13 protein-coding genes are annotated in these 18434 nt (G+C 38.3%); 8 read left to right on the top strand and 5 right to left on the bottom strand.

Going from position 1 to position 18434, the window contains the following annotated elements:
- The first annotated feature begins 237 nt into the window (after positions 1–237).
- Together ACO6UW_RS01495 and ACO6UW_RS01490 are read left to right on the top strand one after the other, a co-directional pair.
- Positions 238–792: a TetR/AcrR family transcriptional regulator gene (locus ACO6UW_RS01495; protein ID WP_057062080.1), complete on the top strand. Its 555-nt coding sequence runs from the start codon at positions 238–240 to the stop codon at positions 790–792.
- Positions 793–897: 105 nt separating this feature from the next.
- Complete coding sequence (locus ACO6UW_RS01490; RefSeq protein ID WP_081037798.1) at positions 898–1143, top strand: hypothetical protein; 246 nt, start codon at positions 898–900, stop codon at positions 1141–1143.
- Positions 1144–1177: 34 nt separating this feature from the next.
- Here ACO6UW_RS01490 and ACO6UW_RS01485 read toward each other — a convergent pair whose 3' ends face one another.
- Both ACO6UW_RS01485 and ACO6UW_RS01480 read right to left on the bottom strand, forming a co-directional pair.
- Complete coding sequence (locus tag ACO6UW_RS01485; RefSeq protein WP_057062078.1) at positions 1178–1864, bottom strand: pirin family protein; 687 nt, start codon at positions 1862–1864, stop codon at positions 1178–1180.
- Positions 1865–2055: 191 nt separating this feature from the next.
- Positions 2056–2916: a siderophore-interacting protein gene (locus ACO6UW_RS01480; protein WP_057062077.1), complete on the bottom strand. Its 861-nt coding sequence runs from the start codon at positions 2914–2916 to the stop codon at positions 2056–2058.
- Between the two features lie 393 nt (positions 2917–3309).
- On the opposite strand from ACO6UW_RS01480, the gene ACO6UW_RS01475 reads away from it, so the two are divergent.
- Entirely contained in the window at positions 3310–5157 is a 1848-nt protein-coding gene (locus ACO6UW_RS01475; RefSeq protein WP_348891820.1) for an AMP-binding protein, read from the top strand.
- Between the two features lie 70 nt (positions 5158–5227).
- On the opposite strand, the gene basB is transcribed toward ACO6UW_RS01475, so the two are convergent.
- Complete coding sequence (gene basB, locus ACO6UW_RS01470) at positions 5228–7258, bottom strand: acinetobactin non-ribosomal peptide synthetase subunit BasB (RefSeq protein WP_348891824.1); 2031 nt, start codon at positions 7256–7258, stop codon at positions 5228–5230.
- Between the two features lie 631 nt (positions 7259–7889).
- Here basB and bauD point away from each other — a divergent pair.
- From bauD to bauA, 5 genes are all read left to right on the top strand, one after another.
- Positions 7890–8831 carry a ferric acinetobactin ABC transporter permease subunit BauD gene (bauD, locus tag ACO6UW_RS01465; protein ID WP_057062074.1) on the top strand — a complete coding sequence of 314 codons (942 nt, stop codon included), beginning with the start codon at positions 7890–7892 and terminating at the stop codon, positions 8829–8831.
- Entirely contained in the window at positions 8831–9778 is a 948-nt protein-coding gene (gene bauC, locus ACO6UW_RS01460; RefSeq protein WP_002118596.1) for a ferric acinetobactin ABC transporter permease subunit BauC, read from the top strand. Before bauD ends, bauC begins: the two co-directional genes overlap by 1 nt.
- Complete coding sequence (bauE, locus tag ACO6UW_RS01455; RefSeq protein WP_032004524.1) at positions 9775–10545, top strand: ferric acinetobactin ABC transporter ATP-binding protein BauE; 771 nt, start codon at positions 9775–9777, stop codon at positions 10543–10545. Before bauC ends, bauE begins: the two co-directional genes overlap by 4 nt.
- Positions 10546–10551: 6 nt before the next feature.
- Positions 10552–11520 (top strand): siderophore-binding periplasmic lipoprotein BauB, encoded by a 969-nt coding sequence (gene bauB, locus ACO6UW_RS01450; RefSeq protein WP_057062073.1) that lies wholly within the window; start codon positions 10552–10554, stop codon positions 11518–11520.
- Positions 11521–11605: 85 nt separating this feature from the next.
- Positions 11606–13909 carry a TonB-dependent ferric acinetobactin receptor BauA gene (bauA, locus tag ACO6UW_RS01445; protein WP_057062072.1) on the top strand — a complete coding sequence of 768 codons (2304 nt, stop codon included), beginning with the start codon at positions 11606–11608 and terminating at the stop codon, positions 13907–13909.
- Between the two features lie 65 nt (positions 13910–13974).
- Here bauA and basC read toward each other — a convergent pair whose 3' ends face one another.
- Positions 13975–15285 carry a putative histamine N-monooxygenase gene (gene basC / locus ACO6UW_RS01440; RefSeq protein ID WP_021511016.1) on the bottom strand — a complete coding sequence of 437 codons (1311 nt, stop codon included), beginning with the start codon at positions 15283–15285 and terminating at the stop codon, positions 13975–13977.
- 47 nt (positions 15286–15332) lie between these two features.
- Complete coding sequence (basD, locus tag ACO6UW_RS01435) at positions 15333–18275, bottom strand: acinetobactin non-ribosomal peptide synthetase subunit BasD (RefSeq protein ID WP_057062071.1); 2943 nt, start codon at positions 18273–18275, stop codon at positions 15333–15335.
- Between the last annotated feature and the right edge of the window lie 159 nt (positions 18276–18434).

Raw genomic sequence — 18434 nt, 5'->3', positions numbered from 1 at the left:
TGCATATTCATAATTTCTTGGCAGCCTTTGCCAAAAGCTATAACGACACAACTTAAAAATTTAAAGCAGCTTGATGACCTTTAGGGTTTTCAGGCTTTAAGTCATTACGGCTCAAAAAACTTGCATCAACAATAAAACTTGAGATGTGCCAAGCACAGTCTTACGGCTTTGCTATGCCTTTTTTTCTCCCAAAAAGTATCTCGTTTAGAAACAACAAGAATTTATAACGGTAAAAATATGCCAAATTTAGTTCTCTCAACACGTGCGATCCAAATCATTAATACATCGATTCATTTGTTTCACCATCACGGATTTCACACAGTGGGCATCGACCGAATCGTGAAAGAGTCTCACACTCCAAAAGCAACTTTTTATAACTACTTTCATTCTAAAGAGCGATTTATTGAAATCTGTTTGATCGTGCAAAAAGAACGCTTAAAAGAAAAAGTAGTCTCAATTGTTGAGTACGATCAAAGTACAAACGTTAAGGATAAACTTAAGAAACTTTATTTCTTACATAGTGATGTAGAAGGGCCGTACTATTTATTATTTAAAGCAATTTTTGAAACGAAACTCACCTACCCAAAAGCCTATATCATCGCAGTGAGATATAGAACGTGGCTCATCAATGAAATTTATAGCCAGCTTAGAGCACTTAAAAACGATGCAACTTTTCAGGATGCCAAATTATTTTTATATATGATCGAAGGCGCAATTATTCAGCTTTTAAGCTCGGATGCGGCAATCGAACGGGAAAGGGTGCTGGATTGTTTTTTGGCGGGGTTGGTTTAATGCAACTTTTATTTATCAAAAAAATAACTTGTTTATTAAACATGACTCATATAATAAATGGGAACACAACAAGCATCTCTATAGCTTGATCTAGGAGGTCGTTATTTGAAGTTATTTATTATTATATTCATAGTCATTTTTTCTAGTATTGGGCTCATTTGTTTAATCGCACTACTCAGAAATTTAAAAAATTATTCACCATCTGGTGAGCATGATCATTCACCTGCTTCAACACATCATTTTCACGATAATAGCCCGAGTCATCATCATAGCTCTAGTTATTCAAATGACTGTTCATCATCATCTTCAGATTCAGGCGGATGTGATGGCGGCGGTGGCGGGGGAGATTAAAAAAAGCCCTTTTATGCAAAGGGCTTTTGATGATTTAAGGTAAATCGAACCAGATAAATTGACTGTCTTCAGTTGCCTGAATTGTCGCTTTATCTTCAAAAACTAAAGCATCGCCTGCTTTAACTTCTTGATCGCCAATGCGAACTACACCTGAAATCACGTGCACATAGTTCACTTTTTTAACCGTATCAACAGTTAACTCATGTCCTTTTTCCAATACGGCAGATTTTACTTCTGCATTTTGGCGAATATGCATTGGTGCATTTGCATCAGGACCTGCAATTAAATGCCATTTGTTTGGATCTTTACGCGGGTCAAGATTAATTTGCTGGTAATTTGGCTCTGCATCTCTTTCATCAGGAATAATCCAGATTTGTAGTAAATGTACAGGCGTGTCAGTGTTGTTGATTTCACTGTGGGCAACACCTGTGCCGGCACTCATGAGTTGCCATTCACCTGCTTTAATCTGGCCTTCATTTCCCATCGTATCACGGTGTGAAATTGCACCATCTAGCACACAAGTTAAGATTTCCATGTTGTCATGGGAGTGCGTACCAAAACCATTATGCGCATCAATCTGGTCGTCATTAATTACACGTAGAGCGCTTACACCCATATATTTAGGGTCGTACCAGCTACCAAATGAAAAGCTATGATAAGACTCTAACCAGCCTGCTTTTACATGACCTCGATCTTCACTACGATGTAGATAAGCATTCATGATCTAATCTCCCAAATTTTTATTTATCTCTTGAGAAATATAGTAATGTTCTATGTGGGGCTGAAAAATAGGTTAACTGCAACATGTCGTTGCATAATTGATATGGTCGTATAGCTTTATATTTATAGATGTATATTGACCCATAAAAAAACCTGCCTTGAAGGCAGGTTTTATTCAAATGATGGTTGATCTTAATTTGCTAGATCAAGGTCATCATATTCATTCAACGTCTTACCTTGCTGAATATGCTTTTGATAATGTTGAGCACGGAGTATGTCTAATTCTGAACTTGATACGCCATCTCTCCAATAGCCAGCAATACGCACGTCATTTTTATTAAACTGTTTGTCTTCTAGAAAAAACTGGCGTAAAGCTCTGGCTTCTTTGCGTTCGCAAGCCGCCCAAATCGTAATATTGTCATAAGTTTTTAGTGCAAATGCTGCTTTTAAAAGAAGACCTTTTTGTGGCGTGTGATGTTCTTTATGGAACGAATGAATTTTGACGTGGTCATGACGGGGTAATTGACTAGCAATATCTTTTTCAAAACTTTCAATAAAAATATCCGCACTTACGCCATTTTCCCATTCATTCAGTATCGAATATAACGCGGGTATAGCCGTATCGTCGGCAAACATGACCACATGTTTTTTATGTATGAAATTGGGAATGAAATGAGGGCGGGGGCCAATAAGCCCGATTTTTGTACCCACTTGGGCCGAATTAAGCCATTCCATTGCTGGGCTTAAATCTTCATGTTTAACAAAATCAATTTCGATTTGAGCGTTTACAGGATTGAACGAACGGACCGTATAGACGCGTGAGATGGGTTGACCCTCTGGTGGATTGCTCACAATTAACCGAATTACCAAATTGGGAGCTTGCCAAAGCTCTGGCTGTAATGTGTTGATTTTTCCTTGAATTCTTACAATGGACGGATACGGCGTATGGATCGAGACGATAGTCATCTCAAGCTGTTCCATATCTTGTAAATGGTCTTTTTCTTTTAGTAACTCGCCATATTCTTGTTTCGATTTTTCTGCAATTTTTGTCATACATATAACCCAAGCTTCATGATTACTATAGAGCGTAATAATTGATATAGATGTAGTCTCTCTATTCATTACGATAACCAAGTTAGCTCTAAATGTAAATAATAATCATTATTAATTGTGGTTTTTAGTTCATAAATATAGCCCTCTAAATGATTAGGCCTAAGGTTAAAAATTATCTTATTGTTTTGATATTTATTATTTTTTATAAAGTGCTTTTAAAGGAGGAAAATAGATATTTCTCACAATATTAATTGTAAATGATTATCATTTGTATTATTGTGCTGGGATATCTATTATTCGAACAAACAGCGATAAAGACGACATTTTCATAACTTTGTTTTGAATACTAGGTTGGGTGGTATTGCATAAAGAATAGGGTGAGGACCAAGATAAATGCTAAAAGATTTGAGTCAAAATTTAGGGCAAATGAATGATAAAAATAACAACGTAGAAAATTTCTTAAAGCGAATTTATGAAAATATTTTTGAGCAAAATTCCAATCGAACAGCACTTATTTTTGAAGACCGTAGCATTAGTTATGCTGAGGTAGGGACTCAGGTCGACAAAGTTATGTATGCGCTAAAAAAGCAAGATTTGGCGACAGGGTCTGTGGTTGCAATTTGCCTGAGAAAAAGTCCTGAGCATATTTATACAGCCTTGGCATGTGCGCTCACAGGCATCATTTGGTTACCTGTAGATATGGATTCACCGCCGTCGAGACTGAACTATTTATTGACGAATAGTCGGGCAGATGTTGTGGTGAGTGACTCATCCATTGCTGGTGTTCAAAACCTAAATATTAATGAAATTTTATCGGCTACAACTGAGTATGAACCGAGCTTTAATGCCGAAATCAACCGTCTTCCGGCGTATTATTTATATACTTCGGGAAGTACAGGAACTCCGAAATGTGTGGTCCTAAATAATCAAGCCACAGAAAACACGCTACAACAAACAATCTCGGAATGGAGAATTACTGCGGACGATGTGATTATGGCGGTAACACCGTTTCATCATGATATGTCGGTATTTGATGTTTTTGCTTCAATGGCAGTGGGTGCAACTTTGGTGGTTCCATCCTTTGAGCAAAGTAAAAATGCTGTTGTCTGGGCCAATTTAGTAGATCGTTACAAGGTTACGCTTTGGAGCAGTGTGCCTGCCATTGTCGATATGTTGTTCAGTGTAGCTCAAAAAGAACAACTACAGTCTTTGCGTTTAATTGCCCAAGGCGGCGACTATATCAAACCTTCACTTATAGCAAAGTTAAGAGAACAATTGCCTAACGCTCGTTTATTTTCATTAGGTGGGCCTACCGAGACCACAATTTGGAGTATATGGCATGAAATAAATGAGCAAGATCAGGAAATTATTCCGTATGGAAAAGCTTTAGAAAATAACCGTTATTATATTTTGGATGAAAATCTAAAACCTTGCCAAATGGGCGAGGTCGGTACGATGTATATGACCGGCCTGAATTTATCAAATGGTTATTTACTTGATGGGGAGATTTATTATAAAGATTTCGTTGAAATTCAAGTGAGTGAAAATGAAACTCAAACTGCTTTTCGCATGAGTGATCAAGGATATTTTAGGGAAGATGGAAATATTATTTTTGCTGGACGTGAGGAAGGTTATTTAAAAATAAAAGGCGTGAGAATCTCTGCGGCCGAGGTTGAAAATGCTTTAACGAAGAACCCGTATATTCATAACTGTGTGATAGTAAGTTGTGTACATCCAACGACTGAAACTCAAGAGTTAGTCGCCGTTTATACTCTAGAAAATAAATATAAAACTACTCGCTTAAATAGCCCCGAATTAAAGAACTTTTTAAAAGTGCATTTGCCAAGTTCTCATATTCCTTCGAAATATTTGGCCGTCGAAACCATACCTTTGACCCGAAATGGAAAAATTGATCGTAAAGCTGTGCAAGAAATCGCTCAGGGGAAAATTTATGTATCTTCTACGTTGTCTACAAATTCCACTAAAACACAGTCATCAGTCGCTGGGGTGGGAGATTCGGTGTTATCGGTTTTCCGTGAATGCATCGCTGACAGCCAAGCTGAAAGAATGGATATTTTTTATAGAAGTGAAATATTAGCGATAGGAATTCGTCCGAAACAACTTATGAGTATTGCGCAGAAACTTTCTCAGAAGCTTAATACACAAATTGATTTTTATACACTCATTAGCTGTAAAACAATTCAGGATGTGGTGAATAAAGTAGAGCAGCAAATAAAATAGAAAAATTGAAATGTGCTTAAAAGCAGAGTTGAGTTGTTTGCTTTTAAGCACATGGTTGGTTTTAGGGCAACTAGATTTGAGCTAAGGTTGCCTTAATTTTTTCACAGATACTTTGCACTGTTGCTGTCGGGAAGCGGTGGGCTTGATACGTAATAATCATGCTTAACTGATGTTGTCCATCAATCACATTTTCCATAATTTCAAAATGTAATCCGAACATCGATTCATCACGTTCCGGCAAGACCTGACGATAAGGAAGATCTTGTCCCTGAGGCGTTTTGAGCGCGCCGTTTAAAGCGTTATTTGAATGGATATGAATAAACACATCAAATAACAGTCCTTCAGCTGCACTCATCCCTAATGCATTTTGAATATGGTTGATTGGAATATCTGCATAGGCCATCGAGGTATTAATCATTGTGCTGATATTGTGGAGCAATGATTGGAATGAATCTGAATCGCTAAATTGTGTGCGATGCGCCACCATGGTCGTAAAGTAACCCACCGTATCAAAAAACTCAGGATCAGTTCGTCCAGAAGCAGAAGTACCAATCACAATATCTTTTAAATCGCCTTGTTGCTGTAACGCATTGGCGATTGCAGTATAGAGAACCGCAAAAATAGAAGAGCCGTGTTGTCTCGAAAATGCGAGGAGCTTGTCATGCATTTCCGGTGCAAATTTAAGTTCGAGCCATTGGACTGGAGGTTTTTCCTTTTCAGCATTTAATTCATTTTCTGAAACAGGGAGACTTAGACCTTTGGTTGCTCCTGTTAGCAGGTTAGTCCAATAATTTAGATGGTCTTGGTTGATCCCTTGCTTTTGCTGGAGTAAAGAAAAATCAAGAATAGATTGGGCAGGTGCCTTCCAATTTGGTGCTTGAGCATTTGAGCGAGCAAGATAAGCATGCGCAAGGTCAGCCATAATGGTATTTAAAGACCATTCATCAATCACCATGTGATGAACTAAGAACGATAGAGTTTGGCGACCTTTGGCATTTCGAATTAAACGAATTCTTAATGGAAGTTCACGAGTTAAATCAAATTTATATGAAGCTTCACTTGCAAGCGTTGCATCGTGACTTTCGGCACTGTTCCAAAACCATTTGAATTGTTGAAGTTCAGATGTAGGAACCACCTGTTGATAGGTTTGACCATTGGCGCTATTAAAAATTGTGCGTAAACCTGCATGGCGCTCAACAATATCTGTAAATGCTTGAAAGAAAATATCTTCATTAATTTCTTCAAGGAATTCTACGGCAAATGGCAAGTTATAAATTGGGCTAAAATCGAACGCAGAATAAGCTTGCCATAGGAAATCTTGAGCTAAAGTAAGCGGGGCTTTATTTACACTTTGTAAGGTGGATTTTTCAGTTTTTGCAGATTTAACAAAAGCATATTGTGCTAAATCAGCAGCAGATGGAGATTTAAAGAAATCATTAAATTGAATCTCAATTCCATGTTTATTAAGTAGATTTCCAATAATTCGTGTTGCTAAGAGTGAATGGCCGCCAAAATCAAAAAAGTCATCATGTTGGCTCATTTCTGGTTCAGCGAGCGTATTTCGGAACTCTTCTAAAATAATTTCTGAAACATAAGTTTGGTTATGTTGTTCTGGCACTTTTGCGAAACTTGTATCTAGATGATGTGAGATATCAATTTCAGTCAGTACCAATGGCATATTATTGGGTGAATATTGTTGATATCTATTTTGTATGGCCTGAATGAAATCTGACTTTTGATAGCTTTCATCAAGAATAGGATGGAGCGCTAAAATAAGAAAATAGTCTTGTTCAGTTTCTACGAGACTTGTAAAAAAAGGTGGATGAAATTCTGCATTCCATGATTGCGCTTTTAAGGTAGCTACCTGCTCAAATACTTGTTCTGTATTGCTCTTTTTAAACTCTAGGCAAGCTGAATGGTCATCAAATGGATATTTGTATAAATCGCCTTCGTCACTAAATGTATAACGGACATTTAAGCCAGGTGTAGTTTTAATAATGTCTTGAATTGCTTTAATCAGCAGTTGAATATCTAAACCTTGATTAACTTTCCACAGATTAAAACGTCGATTAACTTGTTCAGGCTGCTGTAATTGCAACATCCAGATATGTTCTTCGTAATCAGTAACCGAAAGGAGAGAGGGCGATTTGGAAAATTGTTCCAACATAAATGAATCCTGGTTTATCAAATGGCTATTTTCATCAATTTTTATTTCGCAAATTTTTTACATTAGATTAAATTTCATATAATTCATAATGTTATAGATTTGCTTGTTTACAAAAATTGACCTTTTTCTAATGAGTTGATGTCCACATGAACTGTACTGATGTAACAGTAGGGTTACATTTTACCTTTAAACATACTATAATTGATTCTCATTTACATCAAGATTATTATTTGCAGGAAGATGGTGCCAATTGAGAATGACGAATTTTTAAAATAGAAAATAAATAATAAGTAATTGATTAATATTTATTTAATTCGAAATTGGTTCGGCAAAAATAATTTAAAGATGAAAAAAACGATCCTCAGAATAGGGCTGTGATTTTGCCTATTCAAAAGGAACTGATTCTGTTGTCTCGATAAAATTGAGGAATTTTCATGAGAATATTCAATCATGAAAGGTTAATAAGCCCATCAAATATTGAACAGATTTTCCCTCGCTTTAGTTTGATGGGACTAAATTTGCGATTTGCATCGGCTTTATTACGCTCAAGTGGGGCACGCCACTGATGCGATTTGGCTTATTCTGTATTTTTATCATTTTATGTATTTGTTCGTTATTGCTCGGGGCTGAGCCAATACAGTGGTCTAACTTATTTTCTTTTTCTCATGAGAGTTGGCTCACTCTTACAGCCAGCCGTATCCCTCGTTTAATCACTATTGTGCTTACCGGTATCGGGTTGGCGGTATGTGGTGTCATCTTGCAGCATATTGTGCGTAACAAGTTTGTTGAACCAGAAACTTCGGGCGGTTTAGATGCTGCCAAGCTAGGAATTTTAGTGTCGTTAACTTTAGTTCCGGTAACCAGCACGTTGAGTAAAATGATATTTGCGATCATTTTTTGTTTTATTGCCAGCTTAATTTATATCGCAATTATCCGCCGGATCCGTTTTAGAAATACGGTTTTAGTACCGGTTATTGGTTTGATGTACGGCAGTGTACTGAGTGCCTTAGCTGAGTTTTATGCCTATCGCTTTAATATTTTACAAAGTATGCAAGGGTGGCTTTTAGGAGATTTTTCAAAAATTGTCCAAGGCCACTATGAAGTTATTTACATTATTTTTCCGATAGTTGTCCTGACTTATCTTTTTGCACACCGCTTTACCGTGATTGGTATGGGTGAAGAGATGGCTTCTAGCTTGGGACTTAGTTATGCAGCTATAGCCGCCATTGGTTTAATACTGGTTGCCATTACAGTTTCAACCACAGTAATTACTGTTGGTGCCATTCCTTTTGTCGGGCTCGTGGTCCCCAATTTGGTCGCACTGAAATACGGAGAAAACTTAGCTAAAACCTTGCCCATTGTGGCTTTGGGTGGGGCATCACTATTACTGGTTTGCGACATTCTTGGTCGCTCGATTATTTACCCATTTGAAGTGCCAATTGGACTTACCGCAGGTGGTGTGGGGGGAATTATTTTCCTCATCCTCATTTTGAGGGAATTCAGATAATGCGTATTACAAAGCTATGGACGATTTATCTAATTGTCATCTGCCTAGCAATAAGTTTTTTATTTTTAAACTCAGGGTTAGATTTTGATTACGTCATTCCTAATCGACTTCTGCGTCTTGCCACGATTGTGATAGCCGGTATTTGTGTTGCTTTTTCCTCGATTGTTTTTCAAACACTGGTCGGTAATCGTATTTTGACCCCTTCCATTATGGGCTATGAAGCGATTTATCTCTTATGGCAAGTTTTGTTGTTGTTTTTTTGGGGAACGCATGGATTAAGCCAGTTAGGGGTAAATGGTAATTTCTTTATCTCAATCGTTTTAATGCTGCTTTATTCGTGGGTAATCCATAAGTGGTTATTGCCATATGGCAGAAATGATGTGTTTCTCCTGTTGCTTTTAGGTTTAGTCCTTACGATGGTCGTCGGGACGGTTACTCAATTTATTCAACTCAAAATTAATCCTGGTGAATTTTCTGTTTTCCAAGGCCTTAGCTATGCTTCGTTTAATCGCTCTCAACCAGAAACTTTATTTTATGCCAGTGTAGCCGTAGTCATTGTTCTATTCCTCGGTAGAAAAGCACTCCCTGTTTTGGATGTTCTGGTTTTAGGGCGTGAGCAAGCCATTTCATTAGGCATTCATCATCACCGTTATGTCAGTTTCTATTTAGCTCTAATCGCTATTTTGGTTGCGGTATCTACCAGTCTCATTGGCCCGACAGTATTTATGGGCGTATTCATTGCCAACATTACTTATGCACTAGCAAGAAGTTATAAGCATAAATTAACGCTGCCCATGGGCTGTGCCATCACGATTGCCATATTTATTGCTGCTCAAATTTTAGTTGAGCACGTTTTTAATTACAAAACGACCGTCAGCATTTTGGTCAATCTGGTATGTGGCATTTATTTCCTTGCGCTGACGGTTCGTACCCGAGGTGTTGCATGATTCATGTCAAGAATATCAATAAGTCATATGGAAATAAGCCAGTACTGACTGACGTAAATGTTGAATTTCCTACAGGTCAGGTGACATCACTCATTGGTCCAAATGGAGCTGGAAAATCGACTTTGCTCATGATGATGGCACGTTTAATTGAGCCAGATAAAGGCGAGATTTTTCTTAATCATCAAAATATTGCGGATATTAAAACCGCTGTTTACGCCAAGCATGTCGCGACTTTACGTCAAGCACCCGGCTTTAATTTGCGCTTAACCGTAGAAGAGCTGGTTTCATTTGGACGCTTTCCCTATAGCCGTGGTGTTTTAACCGAGCAAGATCGTCAGGTGGTTGATGAGGCGATTGAGTTTCTTTCTTTAGAGCCGCTGCGCAAATCTTACATCGATGAAATTAGTGGTGGCCAAAGGCAAATGGCCTTTTTGGCGATGACGATCGCACAGCAAACAGACGTACTTTTATTAGACGAACCCTTAAATAACCTTGATATGAAACATGCCGTTCAAATTATGCGCGCACTCAGGCGCTTATGCGATGAACAAGGGCGCACTGTGATTTTAGTCATTCATGACATCAATTTTGCCACGAATTATTCGGATCATATTGTCGCGCTGAAGAACGGCAAGCTTCATTTCAGTGGGTTAACCGAACAAGTGATTACAGAGGCGCAATTAAATGATCTGTACGAGCTTGATTTTGAAATTACATACAGTGAGCGTGGCTGTATGTGTAATTACTTCAACTCATCTGGAGCTTGAATACATATGAACTGGAAGAAAAAGTATGGGGGAGTCGCCCTCATCATAGCGGCAGCTGTCACTCTACAAGCATGTGATCAAAAAGTTGCAGATACCACTCAAGCTTCTCAGAAGCTCGCAGAACCGATTACGGTAAAACATGCGCTTGGAACTACGGTGATAGATCATCTACCGCAACGCGTTGCGGTACTTGATATGAATGAAGCTGACTTTCTAGATCAACTCAATGTCCCGATTATGGGAATGCCAAAAGATTATGTTCCACACTTTTTGGAAAAATATAAAAAAGATGCGCAAATTCAGGATTTGGGTGCAATTGTACAGCCCAATATGGAACGGATATATGCATTAAAGCCAGACCTGATTTTGATGACGCCATTACACGTTAATCAGTATCAGGAACTGTCCAAAATTGCCCCGACCATTCATTACGATATTAATTTCAACAATAGCGAGAGTAATCATATTGGTCTGGTTAAAGACCATATGATGACCTTGGGAAAAATATTTAATAAAGAAGATTTAGCCCGCCAGAAAGTTTCTGAACTTGATCAACAGGTGAAGCAAGTACAAGCCGTAACGGCCAATCGCCCAGAAAGAGCGTTAGTCGTTCTTCATAACAATGGGGCATTTAGTAATTTTGGTATTCAGTCACGCTATGGCTTTATTTTTAATGCTTTTGGAGTAAAGCCTGCAAGTGGTGTGATGGATACAAGTCTACATGGACAACCAATTTCGAGTGAATTCATCAAAAAAGCGGACCCAGATATTCTCTATATCGTGGACCGAACTGCTGTGATGGAACATCGCTCAAAAATTAATGCCGCCAGTGTTGAAAATCCATTATTACGTCAAACCAAAGCGTGGAAAAACGGTCGTGTCATTTTTGTCGATGCCGATGCGTGGTACACCACGGCTGCAAGCCCAACCTCGCTCAAAATAGTGATGGAAGATGTAAAAAAAGGCTACCAATAAATTTTTGGGCACATCACTTAATCAAATTTTACAGCATAAATTTTCACTATTTTGCTTTGTATTTTAAGCAGATAGTTAATAAAAAATGAATCACAACATTAAAGGTCTTTCAATGAACAACGTTAGCGATAACCGTAATTTTAAAAGTGGGAATGATCAAAGAATTAATCACCGTTCTTTTGTATTAAATGGTATTGCATCTGCACAAATGGCCCTTCGATTAGGCTATGCATTAGGCACGGTATTTGTTCTATGTGCATCAAATACCTATGCTGCTGTTATTGATAATTCAACAAAAACTTTACAACAACAACAAGCTGCTCAAACAAATGTAGCAGCTTTACCAGCAATTACTGTAAAAGCTGAACAAGACGATACTTATGCAGGTGGACAAGTTGCAACATCAAGCAATGTTGGATTTCTCGGTAGTAAAAAATTTCTAGATACGCCATTTAATACGATTAGTTATACCGATAAATATATCGAAGATAAACAGGCAAAAGATATTACAGAAGTGATTGCAGCAACTGATCCATCGATATATACCAACGGTGCAAGTGGTGGTTGGAGTGAAAACTATTATATTCGTGGATATGCTTCGAGCACGAATGATATGTCAATGAACGGACTTTTTGGTATCACACCGTTTTATCGAACTTCTCCGGAAATGTTTAGCCGTGTTGAGGTGTTGAAAGGTCCTTCCGCTTTGTTAAATGGGATGCCGCCAGCAGGATCGGTGGGTGGAACGGTAAATCTGGTGACCAAATATGCGGCTGATGAACCGTTTGCACGATTGACCACAACTTATATGTCGGATGCCCAGTTTGGTGGACATGTCGATGTTGGGAGAAGATTTGGTGAAAATAAAGAATTCGGCGTTCGTATCAATGGGATGTATCGAGATGGTGATGCAGCAGTTAATGATCAGTCGAAAGAAAGTCGTTTATTTTCGCTTGGCTTAGATTGGCAAGGTGAAAAAGCACGTGTTTTTGTTGATGCTTACGATGCCTTAGATCATGTTGATGGTGTAACACGTGGTGTTAACGTCTCTACTGCAGTTGGAATTCCGAAACCACCGAAAGCGGATACCTTACTTAGTCCGGATTGGGGCTCTGTTGAAACCAAAGATAAAGGTGCCATGATTCGTGGCGAATATGATTTTTCTGATCAGTTAATGGCATATGCGGCTTATGGACAAAGTACAACCCAATATAAATATAATGGGGCAAGTGCAGGAACGATTACGAGTAGCACTGGAACACTGAGTTCAACACTTGGACAACTTGCTTTTGACGTCGATAAAAAATCAGCAGATGCTGGTTTTAAAGGTAAGTTTGAGACGGGGCCTGTGAAACATCAATGGGTCGCCAATGCAACCTACTATAATCATGCACAAGATGATTATGGTTATAGAATTATCCCAGGTTTTAGTAAGCCTGTTATTACGAATATTTATGATCCAAATCCAAATTGGGGGCCTAAACCGGAGTTTACACCGCCGTTTCTATTTCATTCGACACTCTCTACCTCTAGCTTTGGTTTAGCCGATACATTGTCGTTTGCTCAAGATAAAGTACAGTTGACTTTAGGACTTCGTCATCAGAATGTAAAAGCAACAAGTTCTGTTAATACATTACCTGAAAATGCTAAATCAGCAACCACGCCTGGTGTCGCCTTACTGATTAAAGCGAATGATAAAATTTCTGTTTATGCAAACTATATTGAAGGTTTGACAAAGGGTGATCAGGCGCCTGCAAATGCATCAAATCCAGGGGAAATATTTCCTCCTCAAAAAACCAAACAACAGGAACTTGGTTTGAAGGTTGATTTGGGGACATTTGCTCATACATTGAGTGCATTTGAAATTACCAAACCAAATAGTTATTTAGATCCTTCAAAGCTTGTGAATAACTTATCTACTTTTGTTTCGGATGGAGAACAACGAAATCGTGGTGTTGAATGGTCATTCTTTGGTTCACCGATTGAACATGTGCGTTTAATGGGTGGCTTTACCTATCTTGATCCTGAACTTACCAAGACTAAGAGTGGAGTAAACGATGGTCATACAGCAGTTGCTGTGCCAAAAAATCAGGCTAAGCTTGGAGCAGAGTGGGATACTCAAGTAGCACAAGGGACTTTAACCTTATCAGGAAATATCAATGCAGTTTCCAAGCAATATATTAATGCAGAAAATACCTTGTCCGTACCTGGGCGTACGCTCTTAGATGTTGGCGCACGCTATAGCACGAAAGTCGAGAACCACCCAGTGACTTTCCGTGCCAATATCTACAACTTAACCAACAAAGCGTATTGGGCACAGCCACAATTGACGAATTTGGCTTTAGGCGCACCAAGAACGTATATGCTATCTGTATCATATGACTTTTAATTTGTTGTAATCTTCAACCGAATAAAAAAACCCGCAATCGCGGGTTTTTTTATAATATTCATATTTTATTTTGGTAAACCATAGTGCTGGAAAGAAGACTGTTTAGGAATTCGATAAGCATTACGCCCCAGTAATTGATTAATAATCACTGAGTTTCGGGTTGCTCCGATTCCTAAGTCAGGAGAACCTACACCTTGCTGAAAAATCTCGGCATTTTGAATGAAAATTCGACCTTGTCCCTGATCACAACGTAAAGCGGTAAAGTCTTCTTGAACAATACAATCATTTTTATCATCAACAGCTAAAATAGAACCCTTCATATTTTGGAACCATTCAGGCCAATCATGAACATAGCCTGTAGCTGCGACAAGGGCATCAGTTTCTAATTCGCAACGTTGATCGAGTTGGGTGTGCAAACAGGTTAAACGCAGAGAACCCGATTCAAGTTCTTCAACCGATTCAACCTCACAGCTTGTGTATAAGCTTAAACCGGATTTCTCACCTGCCACTGAACGCTCATAAAGCACATCATATATATCGCCAATGGTTGAGAAGCTAATCCCTTTATAGATCAGGCCCTGACTAGCAGCAATATCGCGGCGTTTATCTCTAGGCAGGCTTTGGAAATATTGCATATATGCAGGGGTAAAGCACTCTTGTCCAAGTTTAGAATATTCCATCGGGTGAAAGCCGGCAGAACGTGTGATCCAACGAATAGATGCACCTGCTTTTACTTGTTCTGGTGTAAGTGAATTAAATAAAGCAAGCACACATTCTGCTGCACTCTGGCCTGAGCCAATAACCGTGACTTGTTTACATTGTTTGAGTTGTTCCTGAATTTTCGCAAACTCCGCAGAATGTTTTACTAAAGGGTGTTTGCATGTTTCAAGCCACGTAGGAATTCGAGGTTTAGTCCCAATACCAATCGCCAGATTTTGGCTTATATATTTTTGTTTTTCGCCCGAAGCTGATTCACTTTCTATAATAAATTTATCGAGCTTGGCGTCATATTCCACATGACTTACGTTTTCTCCAAATCGACAATCAGGTAATTGTTTTGAAGCCCAACGGCAATAATGGTCGTATTCACGGCGTGGAATTAAAAAACTATCGTAATAATAAAACTGATGTAAGCGATCATGTTGATGTAAATAATTAATATAGCCTAATGGATGGCAGGGATTGGCCATAGTAACCAAGTCGGCAAAGAAAGGGACTTGTAATGTCGTGCCTTGCAATAGCAGCCCTTCATGCCATCGAAATTCTGGTTTGCGTTCTAAAAATACACTTTTGATTTCGGGATGATGAGACAAAAGAGCAGCTAAACCTAAGTTGAATGGCCCAATACCAATTCCGGTAATATCTATTTTTTTCATGTTTATACTTTATCTGTTTCCAAAGTTATGAAAGTTAAAAATACGAATTAATGTGGTGTTAGTAGTTTCTCTACATCAGCAATATTGCGACATTGAATAAGTTGAACAGGTGAGAGCTGAATCGCGTATGTTTCATTGATACGTTTTGAAACGACCTTTAAATGATGTGGACGCAGCCCGAGATGAGTAAAATGAGTTGAGTTGTCCACTTCCTTATTTGGCGTGTGACCTATCACTTCTAAATAAATATCAAGTAGTTGATTTTGCTGTTTAGCATTATTTTCAAGTGGTATAGATGAATGATTGGACTCATTATTCTTAAAATATGGTCGTTTATTTTGAAGCTCACTTAAAAAATTACTGAGATCAAAACTGAATATTTCTGAGTCAATAATTTGCTTGATTGCCAGTTGTAGCGCATCCAAGAAATCGTCAATCATGTGGGGAGGAAATGCTTCTTGGGCATAATCAATATCGAAAATCAAAGCGCCGTCATTTCTTGTGCTAAAGCGAATATCAATTGCAACTTGAGGTGTTTGAGTAAGGCCATCTAGTTGCTGAATAGGATGAGATTCAGATAATACAGGCCATGACAAACCATTTGTAATTACAATCGGTAATACTGGAGCAGTGCCAACTTTTTCAAATAATAGTCGAGCGAGATCAACGCCTGAAAATGAAAGATGCTGTAAACCCTCTAAAACTTCAGTTTGCAAACGGTTTGCTTGTTCAGCAAATTGATCTGAAGTTTTCCACTCAACAGCAATAAACGTAGAACTATTGGAAAATGGTCCGGCATAGAGGGGAAGTGTAGGAACAGCAACACATAGAGATTTGTCAGTGTTCCAATGAGATAGCCCTTCCAAAATAATCGCCATGATGACTGAGTTTTTAAACAGTGAATGTTTCGCTCCAATTTTAGACAACTGTTTAAATTGATCTTTTTCTATAATTAGACTGTTACGTTGGTAAAGTGAAGTCGGTAAATGTTGTAAGGGTGTTTTCCAAGGAAGTGTTGGAATAGACGATAATTTAGAAAATTTTCTTTCCCAGTAAGCCATATCTGTCTGATGAACAGACAAGCTATTTTCCACTTCATTTTCTTCTATTTGTGTTTGGATATCATGTTGTTGTCCGTCGAATAGCTCTAACATAAGTGAAGCTATAGATCGGCCATCTAAAATTAATGCATCAAAGCGGACAAAAATCGTTAGTAGATTATTTTTTAATAAAAAAACCGTGATATTCCAAGGCGGCTGATTTAAATCAAATAGCTCATGCGTATAACTATTTTTATAGGACTCGATGTGGTGAGATGTACGTTCAGGTTCCCATGTAGTTAGGTCTATTTCTTTTAAATTGACACTCACTTGATCGCTTACATATTGTATTAACCTATTTTTATCAATATAGGTTCGTAAGCTGTCATGCCGCCGTACCATTTCTGTCAATCGCTGTTTTAATAAAACAATATCCATTTCGCCGTGATACTGCCTAAACTCTTGCATGGCAACACCACCTAAAGGAAGGGCTTGAGTTCGGCCTAATAGGTAGGCTTGCTGTAACGCGTTTAATGATTTTTGAGACGTACGATCTGATGAGGTATTTTGGGCTGGGCTTATAATTTGTGTATTAAGTTGTTCAGGGTGCGCTGCAAGATTTTTAAGTAAATGAATGAAAGATTTAAATAAATTCGTGATCCATTCTTTGGGTAGAGCATCTAAACGGATGTCCCAGTTAACTAAAATACCGTCATCTACATGAGCAACTTGTGCATCAAGTGCAACTTGTGGCCCTTGTGAAATGACCCAATTCATTGAGCCAAAAACACGGCGGACACGTTCGGAAAGTAAATTATCATTTTCTAAGTCAAGTGCTGCTGTAAATACCACAGGAGCAATCTGTGCACTACCATGATAACGAGACAGGTCACGTAGAACATTCACACCCGAATAATGTGAATGCTCTAATAACTCAAGCATTTGATTTGCTATTTGTTTGCAGAATGCGGCTAAGGTTGTTGTCCCTTTCATATCGACATCAAGGATGACTAAATTAGCAAAATCGCCAATAGTGCCTTCGACATTTTTTAAAACCGGCTCACGCCAAAAAGTAGGAATATTTAATCGGAAGCTGTGATCTTTGGTTGCATGACCAAGCGTATAGGCAAATAAACCTAATATCAGGTTGGTCACGGTAATGTGTTGTTCTCTAGCAAGTTGTTGTAATGTTTTTCGTTCTTTTGGCGATAACCAAATACTTAAACGATCACTTTTTGCTGTTTTGAATTCTTGATGAATGAAAGGTAGAGACGGAGCAGGGCTAATATGAGGCAGACGTTGTTTCCACCATAAGCGGTCTCGTTGGTTTAATTTTTTTAGGTCAGGGTCTGTCCGTATTTTTTGATACCAGTCAAAAAAATTAGGCGGACGGGAGAATGATATTTCTGGGTCTTCATAAAACAAAGAAAGATCTTCCATCAAGTTCAAAAAACTGGACGGATCTATAGCAATCATGTCCGTATCTATATGAAAACGAAAAATATTATTTTTAAGAACACTTACAGAAAATCTTGCAGTCTGGCCCTGACTTAAATCAAGTTTTTGATGGGTCCATTGCTCACGTTTCTGCATGAGCATTTGCTCAATTTGATGATCGCTAAGGTTTGAAAAATCATCGACTTCTAATATCTGTTGAGCCTTCTCAGACATGATGTTTGCGATGCCATCGGCGCTCAAACTTAATCTCAAAATAGTGTGTTCTTTATAAAGTCGTTGAAGTGCTAAATGTAATTTTTGTAGATCAATAAATTGACCGTCAAATTCTGCATAGAGGTGGGCAGCAACCCCACCTAAAGTTGCGTTGCCAGAGCGACCAAACCAGCAGGCCGCTTGCATCGAAGTTAATTCACACATTGAACGATAACTCGGTTGACAAATTAATCTTGTTTCAGCATCATACAAACAAATGAAAATGATTACCAGTTGCATTTGTTAATCATTTCCAATTTTGCTGTGAATATATAGCTTGTCCGTCTTAAGAGTTTTCTTTTGTCGGTATTCAAATTAAATATTTATGCCGAGAAGTAAGAAAATTTACGAAGAATCAATAGCTTGATAACCATTAAATTAAATTGAATATTTAGAATG

This window comes from Acinetobacter sp. JADD-222 (assembly GCF_049310645.1).
This window is presented reverse-complemented; position numbering and strand designations above follow the sequence as displayed.